Genomic DNA, 25672 nt, shown 5'->3' on the forward strand with positions numbered 1-25672 from the left:
TGAATAAAAAGTAAATCTTAAAAGTTCATCATTGATTTATTCGGGACAGGTGTGATGATCTAACTAAAAAAATCAACTTGAAAATATCATCGCTAAAATTTAAAGCCCTTTTTGAGTATAGGTTTGAATAGACCCAATTTCTAAAGGGTTAAAAAGATGACACCAAACCAAATGGTGTCCGCCCCTACGTGGGCGCCCTTTGGTTTTCGCATAACCAGCCTATGTTTGTTGTAAGGCGCAAGTCCCGAAGGGACAAAATAGCATAGCAATGGGCAACGCCCATCGTAAAGCCTACAAATTTTTTAGCCCTGAAGGGGCGTTATCTTCACAGACACTAAAGTCTGATACCGTACAAAACTTTGAATGTGAAGAGCGTATTGGCTACTGTGTAGTTATCTGAAAAGAACCAGTTTGTGATATTCTGGCATTTTACGCCCCAGAAATAACCTGGCTTATTGTTGATCACTGCCATTCTGCCTTTGTTTCGGAGGGTAATGTATTCTTGTTGTTTGTCATGGCTGTTATCTATCTGAACCCCAACGGCTGGAATCATAGACATATTGGCCAGCCAGTTTTTGGCAAAAATATAATTATAACCATACCCTATGTTCAGGCAATAGGTCTCGTATGTTTTGTCAAGGTTTTGGGGCAACTGAAGCCCTTGCTCCTCGGAGAAATCAAACGACAGGTCGTGTCTGGTAAACGATGCGCCTGCAATCAATGAACCAGCACTCTTGATTTGCTTAAAGAGGTGCACATCATGGTATGCGGCGGCATTGGAGTAAGATTTGTTGTTGAAGAAATAGTTGAAGTCAATACCTCCTACATCGGTGGCAATCCCCTTGAATGTCTTCGGCAACTCTACTGTTCCAAACTCATCGCTATACCTTTTCAAGTTGGTTAGTCCCTTGTTGTTGAAATAAAAAAGCTCAAGGCTAAGGATGTTATTGGCGATATTTACTTCCCATTTTTTTCGTTTGATTGACTCACCAAAGACTAGGTCATTTAGATTGACGGAGTACCCAAGTGATATGGCTCTGTAACTTGCAAAAATTCCAATATCGGAATTGAGGTCAGACTTAAAGTCTACGTTGGTGTTATGCTCAATATTGAGGTTATAAGCATCCTGCCAGTTACCGCTCTTTAGTATAAGGGCATACTTGTATGCTGTTTTCTCTATATAGGAAGAGTCGAAATTATTGTAGATAGACTGGATGCGCTTGCCTTTTTGAACAAACCAATTCTCCTTGTCTGGATCGGTATGCTGTGAGAATGTAAGGTGTGGAATCGATAGTAAGAGAAGAGACCAAATAAGTAGAGTCAAATATTTCATGTGGAAAAACAGGATAATAAGTATAGTCGTCTTTCTATCGATGATGAACAAATAAAAGTTATAGAGAGTATCACTCTATTTTTTTGAGCCGGTAAAGAAACGCTATAAATTTTTTATTACATATACCTTTCAGTGATTTTAATTCCGTTTTATTTCACCTTCAATCTCCCACACTAAAAAATCAGCAAACAGATAAACAGCTTACACTTCTAATTGTTTTGATGCTAAGCCTATGTTTAACCATTAAATGGGTTTTGCTTCTGGGGTGTTATCATTTATTTAATAAAATTTTAAAGAGGTTAAAGCTAAAGAGAGGTAGAGTTTATATTGTTGTTTGTCAGTTGTTTGCGGTGATGTTAGTCAACTGTAAAAAAAACGCTTAATAGGAAGAACTGTTAAATTTTTTTACGTTTGCAGCCGTTTGTTTGGAACTAAGAGGTAATCTCAACTGTTTGAACAGACGGTGATTACAATTTTTTATTGAAAAAATATAACGGATAAAACAGCGTGTTCGAACTAATCAAACAAAAATCAGCAGACTATAAAAACGACATCCTGTCAGGCTTAACCGTGGCTTTGGCTTTGGTTCCTGAGGCAGTAGCTTTTGCTTTTGTGGCGGGCGTCGATCCACTGGTTGGATTATATGCTGCGTTTATGGTGGGACTTATCACTTCGGTCTTTGGCGGTCGTCCAGGAATGATTTCTGGTGCAACAGGAGCATTGGCGGTTGTGATGGTTAGCCTTGTAAAAGAAGGAAATGAAATGGGGTTAGCGATGGCACAACCTCAAGAAGATATGGGCTTGTATTACCTGTTTGTAACAGTCATCCTAATGGGTGGTATTCAAATATTGGCAGGTGTACTGAAGCTTGGGAAATTTGTAAGATTGATCCCGCACCCAGTAATGATGGGATTTGTAAACGGTCTGGCTATTGTGATTTTTCTTTCACAATTGGGCATGTTTACAGAAGTAGTTGATGGAGAGAAAGTGTTCCTGCAAGGTAATCAGCTTTTTATCATGATTGGTCTTGTGGCGCTTACAATGGGTATTATGTTTGGCTTGCCTAAACTGACGAAGAAACTTCCTGCTGCCTTAACGGCAATTGTGGTAGTATCAGCAGTTGCAATCTTCAGTGGTTTGGATGTTCAGACAGTAGGTTCATTTATCCGTCAGGGTGGAGGAGCTGGTCTGGAAGGCGGCTTGCCTACATTCCAGTGGGAAATCTTCAGTAAGGTTCCTTTCACATTTGAAACATTCAAATTCATCTTCCCATATGCATTAATCTTGGCAGCAATTGGTCTGATTGAGTCATTGATGACTTTGAACCTGATTGATGAGATTACTGAAACAAGAGGAGATACCAATCGTGAGTGTATGGCACAAGGTGCTGCCAACATTGTAACTGGTTTGTTTGGTGGTATGGGTGGCTGTGCAATGATCGGTCAGTCTATGATCAATATCAATGCAGGTGGTTACAGAAGACTGGCAGGTATTGTAGCGGCTGTAACATTGCTTTGCTTTATTCTTTTTGCTTCAGCATATATCGAAATGGTGCCAATTGCAGCACTTGTTGGGGTAATGTTTATGGTAGTGATTGGGACATTTGCATGGTCAAGCTTCCGTGTGATCCCTAAGATACCTACAACAGATGCCTTTGTCTTGATCCTAGTTTCAGCACTTACAGTCGTATTTGACCTTGCCATTGCAGTGTTTGCTGGTGTTATCGTATCAGCGTTGGTGTTTGCTTGGGAGAGTGCGAAAAGAATTCGTGCCAGAAAGCGTGTTAAAGAAGACGGTACAAAGGTTTATGAAATCTGGGGACCTCTATTCTTTGGTTCTATCAGTGCTTTCAGCAGCAAGTTTGATGTAGCCAATGACCCTGAGAAAATCGAGATCGACTTTATTGAGTCTAAGGTAACAGACCATTCAGGTGTTGAGGCAATCATTAGTATTGTAGAAAAGTATGAAAAGCTAGGTAAGCAAGTGAAGTTGACGCACTTAAGCAGTGAGTGTAAGCAGTTACTTACCAAAGCTAACTATAGCTATAACTTGCATGCCGTGATTGAGGATACTGTAGAGGATCCACGTTACCATGTTGTAGCAGATCACAATGCGTTTGTATAAAAAATAGCATAGATAATCTCTAAATGACAGCGGAGTGGATCCGGTCCACTTCGCTGTTTTATTAGAACAGATAAACGTTATATTGGAAAACCTTCGGTGCATTTGCTGCCGGAGGTTTTTTTGTTTTGATGGGACTTCTACTTTACTGTAATGATGAGTGGATTTGTTTAATTATATTAATAGTAAGCCATAGTTTGTGGTCAAAACATTAAACAAAATAGAGAGAAAACCTTATAATTGAGTCTGTTTGAGATGTAACAATAGTTATTTTTTGGATTTAGAGTAAGTGACTATTGGACAATGATGATGTTGGTCGGTGGGGCAAAGTTTGTATAGACTACATTTTTCAGAAAAACCCAAAAAAGATGAAAGAAGACCTCTATTGTATTGTGTATGTGAGTGAGCAAAGCATTCCTTATGATATGAATATGTTAATTGACCTTGCTGATATATCTGCCATTAAAAATATCTCAATCGGCATAACGGGTTTTTTGTATTACGATAAAGGATACTTTTTCCAATACTTGGAGGGTGACAGGAAGTATGTAGAACAGTTAATGAGTAAAATAAAGTCAGATCCCACCCATAGGTTTATTAACCTGAAAGAAGTGTTACCTTCAAAGGATGGGAAACGGCGTTTTCCTCATTGGTCAATGAGACTCATTAAAAAAGAGTTCATAACTTCTATCACAATGGAAAATGTGATTATGGAGTATATGCTGTCTTTTAAGGAGGCAGGGCTAGAATTCAATGAGCATAGTAACATAACACTTGATACCATGTTGCTGAACATCTCAAAGTTTCAGTCCAAGTATTATATGTACTGAAGCTCGTGTTGTGATGGAATAGAAAAGTATTTTCAGGCTTAATGAAAATACCTTTTTATATGTAACGAACTATGCCTGCAAGATTCTCTTTTCTTATTTTTGCCTTATGGCTGAAGATATAATAGAAAGGACCCCATTGCCCGAGGGGTACTATTTGCATAATTTTTTAAAGTTGCTGGATTTCGTCAATGAGCGATATGATGATATGCTTATTGAAAACGAAAAGCAGTTTTACAAGACTTTTACAAAGCTTAGTGAGGGAGCGCAAAGGTTGTATGTCCGACTGGTTACCCGAAAAGGACCTTATTTTAGGTTGGACAAGGTTGCCTATGCTGAAATCCCTGAATTGGATCAGGCTGTAGATGAGTTGGAGTTAGCTGGTTTTTTTGCGGTTAATCCTCGTTTAGCCTTACCGCTTGCATTACATACCATTACAAAGCCCGAGCTAGTTGACTTCTTAAAGGATGTGCCCGAACTGAGTGAGTTTGTCAACCTTTCGGCAAGTAAACAACAGCTTGTGGCTGAAATAGCCTCATTGGAGGAAGCACAGGTTTGGGCACTGCTGGAAAAGCGATTTACATTTTTACTACCCTTGTATCAGGAAACAGTAGAGATTTATAGGTTGCTGTTTTTTGGAAATCTGGAACAGGAGCTGTCCGAATTTATACTCGAAGATATTGGAGTACTCCGGTATGAGCCCTATGAGATCAGGGATGAGGATCGGTTTTTTCAGCAACGGCAAGTGGTGGAAGACTTACATGCCTTTACATATGCCAATGCCGAATTGTGGGATGGTTTGCAGTCCAATCATTTGGAGAAGGTTATGGCTATCGGAAACTGGATGTTGGAACAGGACCCGCATGATAAGTTGAAAGGTAAGTACCGTAGAAGCTTTTGCCATATCGGGCGTTTTCTTGAAAAGTTTAAGCTTTGGGAAGAGGCATTGGGTTTTTACCAACACTCAGGACTACATCCTGCCAGAGAGCGAACAGTCAGGGTGTGGGAGAAAACAGGTAGGGAAGAGGCGTCACTGGTTTTATTGGCAGAGATATTGGAAAATCCCTTTAATGAAGATGAGGCTGAGTTTGCAGCCATGTTTGCGGAAAAGGTAAAGAAGAAGGTAGGACAGCCATATCAGAAGCAAAAAAGGGAGACTTTCCCGACCGTTTCCAAGTCTTTAGAAAAGGAAGAAGGGTTAAACGTAGAAGCCATTGCACTGAACTCCTATCAGCAAGATGGATATGAAGGCTTCTATGCTGAAAACTTGTTATGGGGCGGGCTGTTTGGATTACTGTTTTGGGACATCATTTTTATGCCAATCCCAAATGTTTTCTTTAACCCGTTTCAGCGTGGACCAAAGGATTTGTTTTCTGAAAACTTTAGGGAAAAACGGACAGAACAGATTAAGAAACGTTTGGTTGAAGTAGCGTCAAATAATCAACTTTCAGTAACCATCAGGCAGTGCTATGAAGAGAAATTCAATACAGCCAATTACTTTGTAAGTTGGAAAAGGGCAGACTTGGAGCAGTTTGTCAAGATCGTAGAATGGGTGCCACGTGAACATTTGGTAGCCATCCTCTCCAGAATGGCTGATAACCTGCGGGAGTTTCGTTCAGGTTTTCCTGATCTGATGCTTTTTGGGAAGGAAAAAGGAGATTACCTTTTGGCAGAAGTCAAAGGACCAGGCGACCAGTTAAGACCAAACCAAAAACGATGGTTCAGGTTCTTTCAAGAAATTGGGATTCCTTATAATGTGACTAAAGTAAGCTGGGCAGATGGTTAAACCTTTGTACAGCTATCAAAAAAGGCATAGAAGTAGTCATTCTTCTATGCCTTTTATTTTATCCAGTTACAGGAAGAGCTCAAACTTTAGATTCAGGAAGTTCCAGCACTTCTCTTCTGATTACTTCCAGTACACCATCATTGTCATTGCTTTTGGTAATAAACCTCGCTGCCTGTTTCAGCTCCTCATGTGCATTTTCCATAGCATAGCTGAAGTACGCACAAGACATCATTTCCAAGTCATTAAGGTAGTCACCAAATACCATTGTTTCTTCGGGAGAAATGTTATGCAGTTTTTGTAGTGTTTCTATCGCTTTGCCTTTATTGGCATCAGGAGCTGAAATGTCCAACCACATAGCGCCAGCCACCTTTACATTCATCTCATTTTTATACTGCTCAAAGTAAGGAAGCGTATATTTCTCCGCGCCATTCAAGTCACAGATAGTGAACTTTAAGATCTTGTCATCCACCTTTGAAAGGTCATCTACCACCTCAAACTTGTGATAGTACTTTTTTAGTTGAGCCATTAGTTCTGGGGCATCAGACTCTACATAGCATGATTTTCTGCCACAGAACAAAGTATAAGTGTTAGGGACTTTTCTTCCGATTTCCAACAGCTCCAGCACAGTGTCAAACGGGAGGTCGTTGATTTGTTGTTCTTCCTCCTTGTGCATTAGCAAGCTTCCGTTTTCAGCTGCGAAATAGATTTCATCTTTGATTGGAAGCATTTGCTCACGGAGGTTATAATATTGTCTGCCACTGGCTACACAAAATAGGATGCCTTTCTGCTTTAGCATTTCAAAAACTGAGAAAAAGTCATCAGGAAGCTCGTGATTGGATTTCACTAGTGTGCCATCCATGTCAGTGACGATAAGCTTGATTTGATTGGAGTTCATATGATAGTTCAATTAAAAATACATTCAGCGTTTTAAAAGGAACGAAGTTAAGGATTTAATGTTTAGAGCATATTGCGATCCTGTAAATATTCCTTATTAGTCAGTGAGAGAAGAATGAAATGCGGCTAACGAAATCCCTTCTTTAAAACCACATAAAAAAACGAGGAAAGTGAGTAAATTATAGCTACGACAACCAACAAGCATAGATGAAAGAACTTTTCGAATTTATATATAATTGGTTCCATAGCCTGACAGGAATTTCACCGAATGTCCAGCACCGCATTGTCCTGACGCTACTTATCATCCTATTCTTTTTTATCCTTGACAAGATTACACTGAAAATCGTTTTCAAAAGAAACGAAGATCCAGCTTTAAGGTACAAGTGGCGTAAAGGCGTATTCTACCTTTCGTATTTTCTAGGCTTTCTATTGGTGGCAAGGGTTTGGTTATATCAGTTGCCTTCCTTGGTGACTTATTTTGGTTTGCTTTCAGCAGGTGTTGCCATTGCTCTGCGAGATCCACTGACAAGTTTTGTTGCCTGGATCTTTATCCTTTGGCGGAAGCCATTTGATGTCGGCGACCGGATTGAAATAGATAAGGTCAAAGGAGATGTGATAGATGTAAGAATTTTTCAGCTGACCTTGATTGAAGTAGGTAATTGGGTAGATGCAGATCAGAGCACAGGTCGGTTGATTCATGTGCCAAACCATAAGGTCTTTACAGGCTATGTGGCAAATTATACTGTGGCATTTCCTTACATATGGGAGGAAAAGGAGGTACTGATTACCTTTGAAAGTGACTGGAAGAAAGCCAAGGAAATTCTAAGGGAAGTAGCCGATAAACATACCAGTATTTATCAGGACGATGCCCGTAAATATGTGAAGGAAGCTTCCAAAAAGTTTTTGGTGTATTTCAATAAGCTTACCCCAATTGTTTACACTGATGTCAAAGAAAGTGGCGTGAGGCTAACGGTTCGCTATTTTTGCCCTGCAAGACGCCGAAGGGGAATTTCAACGGACATATGGGAGGATATCCTTGATAATTTTCAGAAGGAAAAAGGGATAAATCTGGCATATCCTACCCAAAGATGGGTCAGGTAACCAAAATTTGGCTTTCTTCTATACTCTCTCAGCTTAAGTATAAGCTAATTTTATTAAGTTTGTAACTTGCATTTTGGCAAGAGAAATTATCGGTTAAAAATAAACCAAGCATAGATCAATGGATTTAGAAAAGAAAGTTGTTCAAGGAATTGCTGAGGCGTTTAAAAACGTATATGATGCCGAGGTAGCAGAATCAGACATCAATTTGCAGCCTACTAAAAAGGACTTTGAGGGTGATCTGACTTTTGTGGTTTTTCCATTTCTGAGAGTGACAAAGGCAAAGCCTGAGCAAACGGCTGAGGCGATTGGGGCTTACCTGAAGGAGCATGTAAATGCTGTTTCAGATTATAATGTAGTGAACGGTTTCTTGAATCTTGTATTCAATAAGTCGGTTTGGGTAGATACATTGAAAAACCTGGCTGAAAATGATAGCCTAGGTGCAAATGCCCGAAGAGATGAGAAAGTAATGGTAGAGTACTCTTCTCCAAATACCAACAAGCCACTACACCTTGGTCATTTGAGGAATAACTTCTTGGGATATTCTGTTTCTAACATCCTTGAAGCTGACGGTTATGATGTAACCAAAGTAAACTTGGTAAACGACCGTGGTATTCATATCTGTAAGTCAATGTTGGCTTACCAAAAGTTTGGTAACGGTGAGCAGCCTTCAGAGAGCTTGAAAGGAGACCACTTGGCAGGTAAATACTACGTAAAGTTTGACAAGGCTTACAAAGAGGAGATTGACCAGCTGTTAGCAGAAAAGCAAGCTGATTATCCTGCCTTGGCTGGAGTGGAAGACGTGAAATCGTTGAAAAAAGAGATCGAGTCAAAAGGCAAAAAAGAAGAGCTGACAGATACAGAAAAAGAGCAAATCAAGGCGCTGAAGGAGCTGTTTACTTATGCAGAGAAAAATGCGCCACTTTTGTTGGAGGCACAGGAAATGCTACGTAAATGGGAAGCTGGTGACGAGGATACTGTATCTCTGTGGAAGCAGATGAACGAGTGGGTGTACGAAGGTTTTGACAAGACGTACAAGCTGATGGGCGTTGAGTTTGACCACATGTACAAAGAGTCTGAGACTTACCTGCTGGGTAAAGATATTGTAGAGGAAGGTTTGGAAAAAGGAGTGTTCTTCAAGAAAGAAGACAATTCTGTATGGATTGACCTTTCTGATGAAGGACTGGATGAGAAGCTGGTACTTCGTGGTGACGGTACGGCTGTATACATGACACAAGACATGGGTACAGCTGACCTGAAAGCGAATGACTACGGTATGAAGAAGTCGATCTACGTGGTAGGTAACGAGCAAGATTACCACTTCAAGGTGCTTCAGCTGATTATGAAAAAGCTGGGACGTGATTATGCAGATGGTATCTATCACCTGTCATACGGTATGGTGGATTTGCCGACTGGTAAGATGAAGTCACGTGAAGGTACTGTGGTAGATGCGGACGATCTGATCCAGGAGATGATCGATACAGCAGAGGAAAGAACGAAGGAATCAGGTAAGATCGATAATTTTACGGAAGAGGAAGCGAAAGAGCTTTACCGCATGTTGGCATTGGGAGCACTGAAGTATTACCTGCTGAAAGTAGACCCAAGAAAACGTATGCTTTTCAACCCTAAAGAGTCAATTGACTTCCAAGGTGATACAGGTGTTTATATTCAGTATAACCACGCCAAGATTCAAGCATTGTTGAGAAGAGCTGAAAAGGATGGAATTGATTATTCACCTGCTGCATTTGAAGGCCTAACAGCGCTTTCAGCTGTAGAGGCAGACCTTGTGGCACTACTGGCAAAAGTAGGTGACAAGATCAGTGAATCGGCAAGGGATTATGCTCCTTCTGTAATGGCAAGCTATGGCTTTGATGTAGCAAAGGCATACAGTAAAGTATATGCTGAAATGCCAATCTTCAATGAGGAAGACAGCAAGAAAAAGGCATTCAGAATTGCTTTGTCAGAGCAGACTGCTCGAGTGATTAAGGTAGCCATGAACCTGATTGGTGTTGAGGTACCAAACAGAATGTAATTGATAATAATATCATCGAAATTTAAAAAGCATGTCAACCCTAAGGTGGGTAGGCATGCTTTTTTTATTTAATATTTGAACTGTGAAACTTCTTAGGTGTAAATTGTAGATTATTGCTATCGCTCATAGCTTATTGTTTTCCAAAAATAACTATCAGACAATCTTATGCCTACTACAATAATTTCACTCGAGGATATTCAAATCAGGACTTACCTTAAACCTGGAGATATAGGATATGTTACTTTTTTACATGGGGATTTATATAGTAAAGAATTTGGGTATGGTGTTGATTTTGAATCTTATGTAGCAAAAGGGTTAGGGGAGTTTGCGGTCAATTTTGATTCAAAAAAAGAGAGGGTTTGGGTTTGTGAGTATAAAGAGCAAATCATTGGCTTCCTGTCACTGGTGAATAGTGATGGTGCTGCACAATTACGCTACTTTTTGATTTTACCTGAGTTTAGAGGAATCGGCTTAGGAGGGAAGTTAATGAACCTGTTTATGGAGTTTATGCAGGAAGCAGGTTACCACACTTCTTTTTTATTGACTACTCCTGCGTTGGAGACGGCTACTAAGTTGTATCAAAAATTTGGATATCAATTGGAAGAGGAATTGCCGTCATTAGTTTTTCAGGAACCAAAAACATTACTCAAGTATACAATCGAACTGTAAGGAAATTGTCGACTTAGCCTAAAGTCAAGCTTACACTCATTTATAAGATGAAAGATAAACATTACAACAGCCAGATCAGGTGGGTTGCCTATCTGATGATGGTAGCCGGTATATTGGTTATGTTTGGCTGGATAATAGATTTTAAGCCTCTTCTGAGTGTTGTTCCAGGTTTGCCGACCATGAAGTTCAATACAGCACTTTGCTTCTTCCTTTCAGGAGCTACCTTAGTTACCGTTTCAGATCAAGGGTTGTATCTTGATAGCCTTAACAGGTTTTTTTCCACCTTGGTCTTTCTGATAGGAGGATTGACCCTGATAGAACATGCACTTGACCGTCAGTTTGGAATAGACGAAATTTTTGTAAAAGACCAGATTTCTATCGTCACTAAGTATAGTGAGCCAGGCAGAATGTCCACTGCTACGTCTTTTTGCTTTGTGCTGTTTAGTTCAGCATTTATCCTTTTTAAGTTCAAGAGAGGGAAAACCAACTTTTTTGGGCAGTTGTTGCTGCATCTGGTAACTATTATTTCAATGGTTTCCTTTATCAGCTATCTGTATGGTGTTCCGGTGTTAAGTAAGTTGTCCATTTTTACCTCCATGGCGATTCATACTTCGCTAATGTTTGTCTTGCTGTCGATAGCGGCTTCGTTAGTACACTATAGGCTGGGGGCTACTGCAAGGTTTACAGGAAATGGGATTGGTAATGAACTGATCAGGAGAATGTTTCCAACGACCTTGACGATGGTTTTAATATTGGGATTATTACAGCTTCAGGCGATAGAGAAAGGATGGATTTCTGCTGAATTTGGTATTGCACTCTTTGTCATTTCTTACCTGTTAGCGCATTTGTTTTTGCTGTTTTCGATAGTTGATAAAGTCAATGTACTGGATCGTGAAAGAAAGAAAGTACAAGAGCAGTTTAAGACCGTTGTAGAGTCAACACCAAATGCATTGCTGTTAATGAATCAGGATGGGTTTATTACGATGGTTAATAGGGAAGCAGAGGAGCTTTTTGGTTATAATCGAGATGAATTGGTTGGGATTGAAATCGAGCAACTGATGCCTGAAGAGTTTCGTCAAGACCATCCAGTGCTTCGAAATGATTTTTATAAAGACCCCAAAGCCCGCCCGATGGGAAAAGGCAGGGTATTGTTCGCTTTGCGCAAAAATAAAGAAAGGGTACCTGTTGAAATTGGCTTGAGTCCGATCGAAAATGATGGCAAAACTATGGTGTTGGCTTCCATTATTGATATTTCAGAAAGAATAATGGCTGAAGAAATCATTAAAAGACACTCAAAGGAACTAGAAGCCAAAAATAAGGAGCTGGAGCAGTTTGCCTATATCGCCTCACATGATTTGCAGGAGCCACTGAATACCGTTATTGGTTTTACCTCGATACTGGAAGAGCACTTCCAAGATGATGAATATGCTACAAAGCGTCTGATGCATATCAGTCGATCATCGAACAGGATGCTAGCTTTTATAAGGGCTTTGCTGGACTATAGCAGGTTAGGTCGGAATGCGAAGTTAGAAGATGTTGACTGTAACCAGTTGTTGGAATCGTTAGTAGCTGATCTGAACAACCTTATTTCCACTACAGAAACAAAGGTAACTATTGATAAGCTACCGGTTTTAAAGGCTTATAGCGGAGAGTTGAGAATGTTGTTCCAAAACCTGATAACCAATGCTATCAAGTTTAGAAAACCTGAGGATACTGCTGAAATTGAGATCAGTGCAGAAAGAAATGGGAGAATGTGGCAGTTTTCAGTACAGGACAATGGTATTGGTATTCCTGAGGAACATCAGGAGCATATATTTGAAATCTTTCAGCGATTGCACCGTAGGGATGAAATAGAGGGTACGGGTATAGGATTGGCACATTGTAAGAAGATCGTTGATTTGCATAATGGTAAAGTATGGGTAACGTCAGAAGTAGGGGTAGGTAGCACTTTTTATTTTACAATTGATGACTTGGGTAATACTAATTTGGGGATATAAATTTTTTTGAAACAAATGAACAACTATCTTTGCGCAACGTTGTAAATATGACACTTACTGTAGACCACTAATCAGCTGTTTTCTATATATTTAAGTATAGGGAACTAGTGGACCATACTAACACATATAACCATTATGAACAAATTAAACGAAGTATCTCAATGGAAAGAGGTCGGTGATGGGGAGGCTTTTGTCTTGAACCTGAAAAAACAGTATCAAATACTCTTGGAAGCAGGTGATATGTCAAAAGCATTTGCCAAAATCGATGACCAATACTTTACACTCAGGAAATTGCAGTACCCTAAGACTACTTTTCTACTTGAAAGCGAGACTACAAAAATGTCTATCTCTATGGGAAGTAACTTTTGGGAAGACGCAGGTTTGGTGCTGCTAAGCAGTAGTGGGAGGCAGTTTACATGGCAGTACAGGAATATCCCTGTTTCTGACTTTACTTTCTTTGATGAGCAGGGTTTGGAAGTTATGAAATTTCAGCCTGATTCATTGAAAGAGGGATTGCCTAAAGTAACTTTTAAAGAAAGTGAAGAGGCGGACTACCTGTTGTTGCTAGGGACGTTTTTCTTACTGACCAATGCGGATGGCTATTGGTTGAACGGCAATATAGAGAGCACGCCTTTATTGGCTGAAGAAGGATTTCAGCGTTCTATGATGCTATCATAAAATTATATTTATTTGATATTAAATATAAAAGTCAACTATCAAGGTTGGCTTTTTTAATGCAATTTAGGTTTAGCAAAACAATAGTCTACATCTGACTGTTACCTACAATAATTCAAATTTGAAAACTGAATCAAAATGAGAACTATTATTACATTTTTTGTAGCCCTGATGCTTTTTTCAGCTTGTTCTAAAGTACAAAAGTCCAGACCTGAAGCTGTTGAGACTGCTAGCTCAGAAACCAAAGAAGCTTCACCATTCTATGACTTTACACTGAAGTCTTTGGATGGTTCACAGGATATTTCTTTTGAACAATTTAAAGGTAAAAAGGTATTGCTAGTCAATGTGGCTTCAAAGTGTGGTTACACACCACAGTATAAAGACCTTCAAAAACTCCATGAGATGTATGGCAATGAGGTAGTCGTATTGGGCTTCCCTGCAAACAACTTTATGGGACAAGAGCCTGGCTCTAACGAAGAGATTGCCACTTTCTGTGAAAAGAACTATGGGGTTACTTTCCCAATGTTTGAGAAAATCTCAGTGAAAGGTGATGACCAGCACCAACTTTACCAATGGTTGTCAAGCAAGGAAAAGAATGGTTGGAATGATGAAGCACCTTCTTGGAACTTCTGCAAGTACCTTGTAAATGAAAATGGTGAGCTGGTTCACTTCTTTAATTCCAAAGTTGAACCAATGGGGGATGAAATCATTTCGGCAATCAAGAAATAAGCTTTCAATTGCCTACAAACATAAAACCCCTGAATATGCTCTTGAGTCATATTCAGGGGTTTTATCTTTTTTCTATATCAAAGATACTACTTGTTTTCAGGCAGGTAAATCTCAGCCATCATACAGCGAGAACCACCACCTCCAATTTCCTCAATTACAGGAATAGGAGACATGACAATCCTACAGCTTTTCTCAATGACCGCTTTTTGATCATCAGAGAATGCATCAAAGGCTCGCTTAGACATTGTCAAGAGCTTTTCTCCTTGCTTATTGGTTACTTCAAGCACGTTGCAACAAAGTGCTCTCATTTGCTCAAAAGTCACATCAATGATTTCTTTGCCTGTAGAGGATAGCTTATCCAATACCACTTTTTTCTCATTAGCATCAGGAATGGAAGCTCCACAAATGATCGCAAAGTCTGTCGCTACAGATAGCATAACATTGGTGTGGTAAATATCCTGTCCATTTTCATCTTTTGAGGTGAAGCTAACGATTTCATAACCGAGCTTACTGTTGATCTCACTGAGAAGTTGTGGCTCAGTACGTTGCGAAATACAAGCATAACAAATCTTGTTAACACGATCGAAGATCATGCTGCCTGTACCTTCCAGGAATTTACCTTGTTGCTCAAATGCACTTACATTAATTGTATCCGCAATCTTGAATTCTTTAGAAAGGGCTGTCACAATATCCTCTCTTCTTTCAAGGCGACGGTTTTCTGCTTTCATAGGGTAAAGCACAACTTTACCGTCTTCATGAGTGGTAATCCAATTGTTAGGGAAGATGGCATCCGGCTTTACAGGTGTTGCTGTATCCTCAATAACGTGTACATAAACACCTGCTTCTCTAAGGCGAGAAACAAAGAAGTCGAATTCGGCTTGGGCACGTTGCTTGATACCTTCAGCGTCTTTTTGTGCCGCTTCCTTGTTCTGAAATGCATTGTCAATGGCAGTGGCTGTGTTGAATCCGAATGCAGCCGGGCGTACCATCATGATGTGTGATGTTGAATTGTTCATAAATGCTCTTGGGACTTTTTTGTGTCCAGCAAATTATCCGGACGGTTTCTTTCTAAGCCTGAAAAGCGCAAAGGCTTTTTGATGTGTGCACAGGCTGATATAAAATTTTACCAATATAATCTCTTAGCAAAGATAATTAAACTGATGAATAATGTTGGTAAAACACAAATTGTAAATAAGTAAATCTATCTTATGCTTAATACAAGAAAAAAGCCTGATGCTTTTTGAGCATCAGGCTTTATCTGTATTGGGAAATATTCCGTTTATGCAGGTCTTTCAAGTTCGTGCTGAATCCCAGCAATCAGCAAGTGCCCTCCTGAAAGGTTTGTTGCCAAAGGCACATCATACAGGTCACAAAGACGCATCAGCATTTGTACATCTGGTTCGTGTGGGTGCTTGCCCATTGGGTCACGGAAAAAGAATACTGCATCGATTTCTCCGTCTACGATCATGGCTGCAATCTGAGCATCACCACCTTTAGGACCTGAAGCTTTGCATTCTACATCAAGTCCTGCTTTCATTAGGTGGCTACCTGTTGTACCAGTTGCAACAATTTCCATTTGCTTAAGTACATCAATATGGTCTTTGAAAAAACCTACCATTTCTGCTTTTCTGCCGTCATGGGCAATCATGGCGATCTTTCTGAATTTTTTCATATGTATTATTTTATTTAAAAAGTATTGATCAGTTTATAACATTGATGATTCCTTCTGAATCAAAGTCTGCTTGGGTAAATGTTTGTTTCCAAATCGAAGATTGGATTTTACGAAGGTAAAAATAAGACTTATTGTAAAAATTAAAAGTGATTTTCGATTGCTGAAGGTTATTATCACAGGATTTATAAACCGAAATCCAATTGCCATATTTAGAAAAAGAAGTTATGTCATCAGCCTATGTGATATAATTCCTTAACTTTTAGGAGGCTTACCAATTTAAACCAAACCCAAATCTATTTTACTATGGCACAGTTTAATCCTTGGCATTCTGTATCTAAAGGTGAAAATGCCCCCAACGAAGTAAATGCAATCATTGAAATCCCTACCGGCTCACGTGCCAAGTATGAACTTGACAAGGCAAGTGGTATGCTGAAACTGGACAGGGTGCTGTATTCCTCAGTGTATTATCCGGCAAATTATGGTTTTATTCCCCAAACCTTGGGCGAAGACCATGACCCACTGGATATAGTCGTGATATGCTCCATGGCAATTGAGCCACTTTGCCTGATTGAAGCAAAAGTGATTGGTGTAATGGAGATGATAGACGGAGGAGAGGCTGATGATAAAATTATAGCTGTGGCGAATAATGATATGAGTGTTAGTCATATCAATGACGTCAATGAGTTGCCACCTCACTTTTTGGTAGAATTGAAGAGTTTCTTTGAAGACTACAAGAAGCTTGAAAAAAAGGAAGTGAGGGTTGAAGACTTTTTGGGAAAGCCGGAAGCCATCAGGATTTTGAATAAGGCAATCGCGGATTATCAGGAAGCGTTTAAGGATTTGAAATAAATGCTGATATAAAAAATGTCCTCTCAACTGTTTGAGAGGACATTTTTTATTGCTTAGGTTTTCTGCTTTTTCTTCTTGGCGGCAGGGAAAAGGATGTTGTTCAGTATCAATCTGTAACCTGGTGAATTTGGATGGAGGTTCAAATCTGTTGGTTCTTCTCCAACAAAATGTCTGTAATCTTCAGGATCGTGTCCTCCATAGAATGTCCATGTCCCATTGCCGAAAGTTCCGTGAATGTAACGGGCTTCATTTGCCTCTTTTGTTTCACCCATGATAATGACATCACTCTTGATTAGCGGTTTCTTGAATGCTGTGGTCTGTCCCATAAACCCTTTAATTATTCTAGTATGGTTTTGTGACAGCATGGTTGGAACGGGATCCCATTTTGCTGAGAAGGTGAATAGCTTGAAGAAGTCATTGCCTTCTCTCAATCCCCTTTCATAAGACTGGTTGTCAATATCTGAATACTCATACTGGTATGGATCCAGTTTGAGCTTAAAGTCCTTGAAAGCAAAAGTCTGTGTGAAGTCTACTTTCTGTTGTGCATTTGGGTCTGGTGGATCTCCATCATACATATAGTCACAAATGTCTACGCCATCAGATGCCAGTGCAATGTCATAGGTATCTGTTGCGGAACACATGGCAAAGAGAAATCCGCCACCTGCACAGAAATCACGGATTTTTTTAACGACTGCAGCTTTCAGTTCGGATACTTTCTGGAAGCCATGCCTTCTGGCAGAAGCTTCAAACTGTCGTTGTGCTTCCTTGTACCATTCTTCACGGCCGTATGTTGCATAGAATTTTCCATACTGACCTGTGAAGTCTTCATGGTGAAGGTGAAGCCAGTCATATTTAGGGAGCTTTTCGGTCATCACCTCATCATCGAAAATGACGTCATAAGGAATTTCAGCATAAGTAAGTACCAATGTTACGGCATCATCCCAAGGTTGTTTGGAAGGAGGGGAGTAGACGGCAATTTTTGGTGCAACTTCCAATTTCATGACATCCATATTTGCCTCAGGACTTGTGATTTCTTCCTTGATGCTGACTGCTTGTGCATCGGAAATGACCTCATAGCCGACGCCTCTAACGACAAGCTCATTTTCAAAATCCTGTGTATGTTTGAATAAAAAGCTGCCTCCTCTGTAATTAAGTAGCCATTCTGCCTCAACTCCTTTCTCCAAGACCCAATAAGCAACACCATATGCTTTCAGGTGGTTGGTTTGCGTATTGTCCATGGGGACAAGGATATAAGTAGCTTGAAGCTGAAGCCAGCAGAGTAGCATGAAAAGTAGTAAGGATAATTGTTTCATAGTTGGCTATTTGATTTAAAGCACTTCAGTGGTTATAGGGTTCAGTATTGGACAGGGATTTTGAATGTTACTTTGTCTGAATAGGATTTGTCTAAAAAATAGTATTTGGCATGTCTAGCAAATCTCCTGTAATACTTGATCCGCGAAATCTGATTAATCTAGGTGTATATAATTCAACACAAACTGGATGGAAAGTGTGCGGTTAATTAATGTATTATAATGCAATTCGCATGATTAGGTACATTTTACCTGCTTTGTGTCCAATGTGAGTATTGCTTGATGATATAGGTTTAATTGAGAGGTTTAGAACAGGTGACCTTGTATTCAATTTAGTTGATTTTGTGTAGGATATGTATTTGCATCACAATATAGTTTTGCATTTTTTTTAGATTATCTCGTTAGCTGAAAGTTGAATTTGTATCATTTTAATATCAATCCATGACAGTTGGAGGTTTTGGCATTTTGAAACAAAATCAGGCTCGAGATAAGAATTTGATTAGAACTTGCGACATGTTTGCAATTACACTACATTTGTACTTATTGAAGCTCGCATTTCATTTAAATATTATTTTTAAAGGCTCTGCCTAAATTATTTATTCAGCTAAAATTGATTTGCTGATTGACTAGACGACAATGCAGAAAGGTTTTATACTCACTATTACACTAGCAGTTTTCACCTTATTTGCCATTCAGGCAAAAGCGCAGCAGAAGTACTTTACTGTATCAGGTAGGGTGTTGGATAAAACAACACTTGAATCCTTGCCAGGAGCAGTCATAGTAATCAAGGGGAGTGAGTCGGTCAGTAGTACTGATCAGAACGGCTATTACTCTGTACGAGTGCCGGCAGGAGAAATAGTGCTTCATGTTCATTTGCTCGGGTATGAAGACAAGATTGATGGTTTTACGATCAATAAGAATTTGGTTAGAAATTACCAGATCGAACCAGTTAGTTTTCAGTTACAACAGGTAATTGTTGAGGATGAACACGAACATTCATTGGCAGAAGATGCCCTTATGGCAGAGCAGGTAAATGAACGTTTTATTGCCAGAAATATGGCTAACACCTTGGCTGGAACTTTGGAGAAAAAGGCAGGCATCAGTTCCATCAGTACAGGGGTAGGTATCAGTAAACCTGTAATCAGGGGGATGAGTTTATCCCGAATCTTGGTGATTGACGGTGGCATTGTTCAGCAGGATCAACAATGGGGAACAGATCACGGTTTGGCTATTGACCAATTGGGTGTTGAAAGCATGGAAGTGGTGAAAGGTGCTGCGTCACTGATGTACGGCTCTGGAGGTATGGGTGGTGTAATTAGGGTAAAGGACCCTTCGCTACCTGAAAAAGAAGGTTTTGGAGCAAGTCTTACCTCATTTTATAGAAGTAACAATCAAGCAATTGGTACTTCATTGATGGGGGAGTATCGCACAGGTGATTGGTTTGCTAGAGTAAGAGGTACTTGGCAGCAATATGGAAATTATAAGGTGCCTTCCGCTGATTTTACTTATCTCGAAACGGTTCGGAAGTTGGATGATGGTGTATTAGTCAATACAGGAGGTGAAGAAAAGAACTTTAGTGGTACTGTTGGGGTAGAGAAAAAATGGGGTAAAGTAGCCGCTGAGATTAGTAATTTCAACCAGCTTGTAGGATTGTTTCCAGGAGCTGTGGGAATCCCTTCCCAAAACTGGCTGGATAGTTTTGAGAATGACAGAAAGCCATCGGTGCCAAGCCAACATGTTAACCATTTTAAAGCAAGATTGCACGCCACTTTACCTTTTAGTCAAAATTCAGACCTTAATATAAATCTGGCATTTCAGGAAAATGACCGAAAAGAAGAGTCTGATCCTAGAATGCATGGTAGGAAGCTGGATGAAAACGGCTTTACAGAGCATGGACTTATCTTGCAGACGATTACATCAGATGTTAGATATGCTTTCAATAAGGAAAAGAAGTGGCACCATACAGTTGGGGTGACGTTTGAGCACCAACAGCAGGATAGAAATGGGTTTGGTTTTTTACTTCCAAAATATGAACAGCTTACTGGAGGTATATTTTACTTTACGGGATATGATATTGCAGAAGACCTGAAACTGACAGGTGGTGTAAGGTATGACTTTGCCAATATTGAGGTAAAGGAGGATTATCTTGAAACAGTGATTTTGGACAATGGTGAGCCTTGGTGGAGAGTACGTAAGTTTGATAGGGACTTTGGAGCATTTTCAGGTGCCTTGGGAGTCAACTGGAGTGTGTCGGACCATTGGGATGTGAAACTGAATGGGGCAAGAACCTTTAGAATACCAACTGTACCTGAGTTGAGTATTAATGGTGTGCATCATGGTACTTTCCGGCATGAGAGAGGGGACATGAACCTGAGCCCTGAGAAAGGATACCAATTTGACCTGTCAGTCAATTATCAGGCACCTAAGTTGAATGTAATGGTAACACCATTTTTCAATTACTACGAGAACTATATTTACCTGAAACCGGGTCTTGAATTTTCCAACTTGCCAGATGCAGGTCAGGTTTACCAACATTCAGAGGCAGAAGGCATGCATGCAGGGTTCGAAGCAGTTGTGACCTATAACATATTGCCTCAACTAAAATTCCATAACGCATCCGAGTATGTTTACAATTATAATATGGATACCAAACTGCCGTTTCCATTTACCCCTCCATTCTCTAACTTGACAGAATTGGAGTACACATTTAGGGATGTTGCTTGGCTAAAGGCCCCATTCCTAAGTACTGAATATAGGATTACAGCAGAGCAGAGCAGGGTAGATCTGAATGAAGCAAAGACTCCGGGCTACCAGTTGTTAAACCTGAGTGCAGGATTCAACTTTGAAGCAGGAAAATCAATGGGGTCACTTTTGTTTAGAGTGGATAACCTTGCAGACACTCAGTATATGAAGCACCTTAGTCGATACAGGATTTTGAATTTGCCTGAACAAGGAAGGAACTTTATTATCACATTCAAATATTGGTTGTGATACGAAAAGAGGCTTACCAATTTGGTAAGCCTCTTTTTTTGTATGGTAGGTTATCATGATATTCCAAAAGGGTCAATCCTGATCTTCATCCTCGTCTTCCTCTTCCATAAACTCATCTTCATCCTCCATTGAGAAATCATCGCGAAGGTTTCCATCCTCATCATAATCATCGTCATCGTCGATGATCTGTTGAGCTTTTTCTTGCGTCATGCGAATCAAGTAGTATACTTCATCCGTCTCAAAGGGAAGCGCAGACACTTTTGTCCCCTCCTTAGAAGTATAGCTTATCAGATTCGTTGCAAATCCACTAGGATACTCTAGTTTCAGCCTCCCAATAATCTCGTCAGGAAGCATGTGATAATCTTTAACGATTCTTTTCTTCTCCATTTTTAAAGTGTCAATTAGACTGATTGAAGGTGAAAAACTGAATATTGTCAGATAAATAAATAAGTAAATAAAGAATACTGAAATAACGGTTTAATGCAAAACTGTGTATAAGTTGTTCACTTTATTTAAATGCCAACACTGTCTTGCAAGTTCCCTTCGGAGATTAAATATATATAATTAGAATAATTATGAAACACATGATTGAAAATGTCCATAAATTTTTACGAAAAAAATTGTTTCAAGTGATTGATTCAGTCAATTGATATTTTTGAATAACGGAGAAATGGTGACGTTAAAAAGAAAGTTTTTCTTAGGGAATGCTCTTTTTTTCTTTAATTTCTCGACTAAATAGTCCGTGTAATACGTAGACAAACCTGAAGAGACTATATACAATTAATACAATTTCATGATTGATAGCTAAATTGGTTAGCCATGAATAAAGAAGCCCATTACTTTGAAAAGTTGTCCCTGTCGAACAAGATCGAAGTGCTGAGGCATTTTGCAGACTATATTGCCCAGTTGGACATCAGCGGTATAAGACATTTTCTGTATTTCTACGACGATGCTTTTATAGAACTTAGACAACGTCTGGAAGAATCCCCTTTTTCATTAGGGTGTAACGTTTTGGAATCTGATGAACTGCTTAAATATTGTGATTTGGTTGACCTGGATCAATTGATGGGTTAAAGGTATCAGCACTTGAACCCAACAATTGTGATGTCATCTCTCTGTGGTATTTCTTTTTGATGATTGGATAGCTCCTGCTCTAATGTGTCTTTAAAAGATGCAGCGTTATTTTGGTGAAGTTGTGTGATCAGGTTTTCAAACCTTTTTCTTCCAAACTTCAAACTTTCCTTATTCTGTTGATCATAGAATCCGTCAGTTGACAGAATAAGCCAGTCACCTTTTTTGAGCTTGATTTCTTCCGCCTCAAACCTGTGTTTTTTATTCTGAAGTCCCCCAATCCGTTTTCTGCTGCCTTTATGGTAATGACATTTTCCTTCTGAAATGATATAAAGACCATTTTTAGCCCCAGAAAAGTGTAGTACTGAACCTTCGGGTGACATCTCTATTTTACATATTGCAATATCCATCCCATCTGTGATGCTTGTCTCATGCCTAAACATATAGAGTATTTTACTGTTTAGCTCTTCCAGTATTGCATTAGGTGCAGTAATACCCCTTTTAACGATGGATTGAATTTCTGAACTGCCAATCATGGAAAGCATAGCACCGGGAACACCGTGACCTGTACAGTCCGCAACGGCTAAATATGCAACAGGCTGATGTGCTTCTTGCGTAGCATACATCCAATAAAAGTCACCCGAAACAATATCCTTTGGCTTGTAAAAGATAAAATGGTCTTCAAAGTATTTTTTCATCAGGTCCGGTGTCACCATAATTGCTTTTTGCATGGTTTGGGCATATCGGATACTGTCCCTGATGTTCATATGCTGGTGGTTGATCGTCATTAGCGCATCGTCAAGCTCATTCTTTACCTTTTCAATTTCTTTCTTTTGTTTTTTGACATTACTGAGAAGCAACCAAAGAATAATGACTGTTAGCACAAGTCCAACCAAAAAACCGAGGTAGGTTTGAAGTTGCTTGATAAATACTGAGCGTTCTTTTTCTTTTTCCGCAACAACCTGTCGCATTTGGTACTCCCGATCGATGATGCTTTTTTCAAGCTCTTCCACGATTCCCATCCAACTGTTGGTCGCATCTTTAGCTTCAGCCTGGCTGGATGCCAATAAACCTTTCAATATGGACAGCTCTGTTTTGGCTTCTTCAAGTTGTTTTTCGTCCCACAGCGTATTGTTGTTTTTAATTTTTTCCTTGAGTGAAAGAGCATGCTGTTCTAGTAACTCAAAGCTTGCCTGTCTTTTTTCTGCCAGTTCTTGAATAACCACAATTGACTCTTCATCTTCAGTATCATATTTTTTGATTGTCAGGTTAACCTGATTCCTGTAGGGATCAAAATTGGAGAAGATAACTTTACTATTGTGGACTTCAATGGCGTACTCAGGATTAAAGTCCTTATCTACTTTTGCCTTGAAAGCACCATAATTATCAGTCTTGTAGTACTTTTCCTGTACCTTGACAAATGCATCATGTACAGGCCAACCATCCTCATTTCTGACAATGCCAGTTAGGTACTGATAGGTTTCTTTAGGAGTTGCAATGATATTGACAAATACCTCACTTTTATCTTTTTGGGTAAATGAAATATTCTCTAACAGGTAGCCGTCAATCAGTATTTTCAGATTGTTGTCAATACCAACTGCCTCATCAAACCCTATACTGAAGTTTCCATCCTTATCACTTACGGTTTCGTAGAAAACACCTTGCCTGTCTACAATCAAGACTTTGGTTAATGGAATAGGAGCGTTACCAAGATCTGCAATATGTCCTATAAGGTGTTGCAAGCTTTTGGGTCTAATACTGATTTGAAGCCTTTGGTCAATAATGGACCATGTACTGACTGTAAGCTCTTTTTTGAGTAGTTGGATCTTTTGGGGTAATGCCTTTTTTACTTTAAACTTAAAATTGCCTTTCTCATCAGAGGTATAGGTTTGTCCATCTATCAGGAAACTTAAAGAAGGAATAGGGTAGCCATTGTCATTGAATACTAGTCCTTCAATCTCCGATATATTGTTTTGAAGTGATTTTGGTTTTGGAATACCCTGATGTTTGCCGAGTAAAGGGTTGTAGGCAGCATCATTCAATATATTGACATTGATGGGAGATTGGGGAGGAGCGGTTCTTCTAGAAGTGTCAAGGCCAATGGTGAAATCATTTTTCTGTTCTTCAGATGTGTTGCGTAGTGATAACTCAAGGTGTTGGTTCCCCTCTATGTAGATGTTGTCATCTTGAGCAACTGTCAAGTAATAATTCCCTTCAGCTGGAACGAGTAATTCAAACCTTCCATCATTATTGGTGTAAGATTCATAGAACTCCCCTAGGTGTGTCATTCGGACTTTGGTGTTGCTTTGTGGTTCCTGCTCCTTATTTACTACGACTCCTGATACTTTAACCTTGTCAAACAAGAAAACACGATAGATATCCAACATTCCTTTTCCACCCTTTCTAGAAGATGAGAAGTAGGCGATTTTACCATACGTACTGAAATAGATGTCGTCGGCAACAGAATTGATTGGGTACCCCAAATGTTGTGGCTTACTCCATTTGCCTGTTGATTTGTTGTAAACTGACTTAAAAATATCGTAACCACCAATTGCCCCATGACCTTCTGAACTGAAATAAAGGGTTCCGTCTTCAGCTATAAATGGTGCATCTTCATTTTTAGAAGTATTCAATTCAGAAAGAGGTGTAACAGGTCCCCATCGTTCGGTATATGGATCTTTCTTTATTTGAAAAAGGTTCATATCGCTTGTCTCCATTTTACCTTCCCCCATAAATCCTCTTGAGGAAAAAATGATGGTTCTTTCATCTTCAGAAACAAAGCAGTGAGCCTCTTGCTTTTTGGAGTTGATCTGTTTTAGTGGCGAGGGGGGTGTCCATTGCCCGTTGACTAATTCTGATGTGTAAAGGTCTCCTTCCAAGTAAACAATGGCTTTTGTATCATTAGCATAGAGTTGAACAGTGGCGGCATTTCCGGTCAGGTTCATTTTGTCTACTTTCGTTGGAGTAAGCCAATTGCCTTTATGGTTCATCTTTGCCTTATAAATACACTCTTCCAAGTTAGATTGATTGTTAGGGAGTTGGCAAGTGAACATGATGGTTTGATGATCCTTTGTTAGGATAATACTGTGTTCGTTGTTGGGGGAGTTGATCTGCCCTAAATTCCTAACCATGACAGGTACGGGCATACGATAGGCCTCGATGCTTCTCTTAATCTTGCTTTCCAGTTCATCGATGTTTTCATTCCCTTGTGGATAGACCTTACTTAAGGTCGTTAACTTCAGTGCCTTGTTGAATTTCTCTAACTGGTAATGAGCTTCTGCCAAGTAAAAATAGTAATCACGGTTTGCTGATTTTGGTGTGTTGTTCAGTTGGTCTAAAAGTGATAGGGCTTTTTCAGATCTGAATGTCTTCAGGTAACAGATCGCCAAATAGAGTTGGATATCCAAATCGTTTGGAGTGTCTTTTAGCAAAAGCTCATAATCGTAGGCGGCTTGTGTGTAGTTTTTTTCTTCAAAACTCTCCCATGCATGCTCATGGAGTTTACGGTTATCCTGTGCCTGTGCAATTGATAAGAGAATTAGTTGGGTGAATATGAAAAGAACTATTCTCTTTAAAAGGTAGCTTTGCATGGTGAAATGAGTCATCAAGGTAGAAGTA

The 25672-nt window shown here is 39.6% G+C and carries 19 protein-coding genes; 12 read left to right on the forward strand and 7 right to left on the reverse strand.

The window, feature by feature from the left end; all coding sequences use genetic code 11:
* Window positions 1-334: 334 nt before the first annotated feature.
* On the reverse strand, window positions 335-1333 hold the full coding sequence (locus V6R21_RS13695) for a DUF4421 family protein (RefSeq protein WP_334244185.1): 999 nt from the start codon (window positions 1331-1333) through the stop codon (window positions 335-337).
* Between the two features lie 507 nt (window positions 1334-1840).
* Here V6R21_RS13695 and V6R21_RS13700 point away from each other — a divergent pair.
* The 3 genes from V6R21_RS13700 (at window position 1841) to V6R21_RS13710 (ending at window position 6067) form a co-directional block, all read left to right on the forward strand.
* Window positions 1841-3457: a SulP family inorganic anion transporter gene (locus tag V6R21_RS13700; protein WP_334244186.1), complete on the forward strand. Its 1617-nt coding sequence runs from the start codon at window positions 1841-1843 to the stop codon at window positions 3455-3457.
* A gap of 365 nt (window positions 3458-3822) precedes the next feature.
* Window positions 3823-4284, forward strand: coding sequence for a BLUF domain-containing protein (locus V6R21_RS13705; protein ID WP_334244187.1), 462 nt, complete (start codon window positions 3823-3825; stop codon window positions 4282-4284).
* A 106-nt stretch (window positions 4285-4390) separates the two neighbouring features.
* The gene (locus tag V6R21_RS13710; protein ID WP_334244188.1) at window positions 4391-6067 is read left to right on the forward strand and encodes a VRR-NUC domain-containing protein; all 1677 of its coding nucleotides are present in this window, start codon (window positions 4391-4393) and stop codon (window positions 6065-6067) included.
* 79 nt (window positions 6068-6146) lie between these two features.
* Here the strand turns inward: V6R21_RS13710 and V6R21_RS13715 are convergent, their stop codons facing one another.
* Window positions 6147-6962 carry an HAD family hydrolase gene (locus V6R21_RS13715; RefSeq protein WP_334244189.1) on the reverse strand — a complete coding sequence of 272 codons (816 nt, stop codon included), beginning with the start codon at window positions 6960-6962 and terminating at the stop codon, window positions 6147-6149.
* A 206-nt stretch (window positions 6963-7168) separates the two neighbouring features.
* Here V6R21_RS13715 and V6R21_RS13720 point away from each other — a divergent pair, with 206 nt between their 5' ends.
* From V6R21_RS13720 to V6R21_RS13745, 6 genes are all read left to right on the forward strand, one after another.
* The gene (locus V6R21_RS13720) at window positions 7169-8062 is read left to right on the forward strand and encodes a mechanosensitive ion channel family protein (RefSeq protein WP_334244190.1); all 894 of its coding nucleotides are present in this window, start codon (window positions 7169-7171) and stop codon (window positions 8060-8062) included.
* Between the two features lie 118 nt (window positions 8063-8180).
* Window positions 8181-10091: an arginine--tRNA ligase gene (locus V6R21_RS13725; RefSeq protein ID WP_334244191.1), complete on the forward strand. Its 1911-nt coding sequence runs from the start codon at window positions 8181-8183 to the stop codon at window positions 10089-10091.
* 165 nt (window positions 10092-10256) lie between these two features.
* Window positions 10257-10760: a GNAT family N-acetyltransferase gene (locus V6R21_RS13730; protein WP_334244192.1), complete on the forward strand. Its 504-nt coding sequence runs from the start codon at window positions 10257-10259 to the stop codon at window positions 10758-10760.
* 47 nt (window positions 10761-10807) lie between these two features.
* Window positions 10808-12757 carry a sensor histidine kinase gene (locus tag V6R21_RS13735; protein ID WP_334244193.1) on the forward strand — a complete coding sequence of 650 codons (1950 nt, stop codon included), beginning with the start codon at window positions 10808-10810 and terminating at the stop codon, window positions 12755-12757.
* A gap of 135 nt (window positions 12758-12892) precedes the next feature.
* A complete protein-coding gene (locus V6R21_RS13740) occupies window positions 12893-13435 on the forward strand; it encodes a hypothetical protein (RefSeq protein ID WP_334244194.1) in 543 nt (180 codons plus the stop codon).
* 135 nt (window positions 13436-13570) lie between these two features.
* Window positions 13571-14161: a glutathione peroxidase gene (locus V6R21_RS13745; RefSeq protein WP_334244195.1), complete on the forward strand. Its 591-nt coding sequence runs from the start codon at window positions 13571-13573 to the stop codon at window positions 14159-14161.
* Between the two features lie 86 nt (window positions 14162-14247).
* On the opposite strand, the gene ctlX is transcribed toward V6R21_RS13745, so the two are convergent.
* Both ctlX and V6R21_RS13755 read right to left on the reverse strand, forming a co-directional pair.
* Window positions 14248-15153 (reverse strand): citrulline utilization hydrolase CtlX, encoded by a 906-nt coding sequence (gene ctlX, locus V6R21_RS13750; RefSeq protein ID WP_334244196.1) that lies wholly within the window; start codon window positions 15151-15153, stop codon window positions 14248-14250.
* A 287-nt stretch (window positions 15154-15440) separates the two neighbouring features.
* Entirely contained in the window at window positions 15441-15833 is a 393-nt protein-coding gene (locus V6R21_RS13755) for a methylglyoxal synthase (protein WP_334244197.1), read from the reverse strand.
* Window positions 15834-16136: 303 nt separating this feature from the next.
* Between V6R21_RS13755 and V6R21_RS13760 the strand changes: the two genes are divergently transcribed.
* On the forward strand, window positions 16137-16682 hold the full coding sequence (locus tag V6R21_RS13760; RefSeq protein WP_334244198.1) for an inorganic diphosphatase: 546 nt from the start codon (window positions 16137-16139) through the stop codon (window positions 16680-16682).
* A 53-nt stretch (window positions 16683-16735) separates the two neighbouring features.
* On the opposite strand, the gene V6R21_RS13765 is transcribed toward V6R21_RS13760, so the two are convergent.
* Window positions 16736-17995 (reverse strand): asparagine synthetase B, encoded by a 1260-nt coding sequence (locus V6R21_RS13765; RefSeq protein ID WP_334244199.1) that lies wholly within the window; start codon window positions 17993-17995, stop codon window positions 16736-16738.
* A 633-nt stretch (window positions 17996-18628) separates the two neighbouring features.
* Between V6R21_RS13765 and V6R21_RS13770 the strand changes: the two genes are divergently transcribed.
* The gene (locus V6R21_RS13770; protein ID WP_334244200.1) at window positions 18629-20983 is read left to right on the forward strand and encodes a TonB-dependent receptor; all 2355 of its coding nucleotides are present in this window, start codon (window positions 18629-18631) and stop codon (window positions 20981-20983) included.
* A gap of 72 nt (window positions 20984-21055) precedes the next feature.
* Here V6R21_RS13770 and V6R21_RS13775 read toward each other — a convergent pair whose 3' ends face one another.
* A complete protein-coding gene (locus V6R21_RS13775) occupies window positions 21056-21337 on the reverse strand; it encodes a hypothetical protein (RefSeq protein ID WP_334244201.1) in 282 nt (93 codons plus the stop codon).
* A 465-nt stretch (window positions 21338-21802) separates the two neighbouring features.
* Here V6R21_RS13775 and V6R21_RS13780 point away from each other — a divergent pair, with 465 nt between their 5' ends.
* Window positions 21803-22057, forward strand: coding sequence for a hypothetical protein (locus tag V6R21_RS13780; protein WP_334244202.1), 255 nt, complete (start codon window positions 21803-21805; stop codon window positions 22055-22057).
* Between the two features lie 5 nt (window positions 22058-22062).
* Here V6R21_RS13780 and V6R21_RS13785 read toward each other — a convergent pair whose 3' ends face one another.
* Complete coding sequence (locus V6R21_RS13785; protein WP_334244203.1) at window positions 22063-25644, reverse strand: SpoIIE family protein phosphatase; 3582 nt, start codon at window positions 25642-25644, stop codon at window positions 22063-22065.
* Between the last annotated feature and the right edge of the window lie 28 nt (window positions 25645-25672).

The organism is Limibacter armeniacum (genome assembly GCF_036880985.1).
GTDB lineage: Bacteria > Bacteroidota > Bacteroidia > Cytophagales > Flammeovirgaceae > Limibacter > Limibacter armeniacum.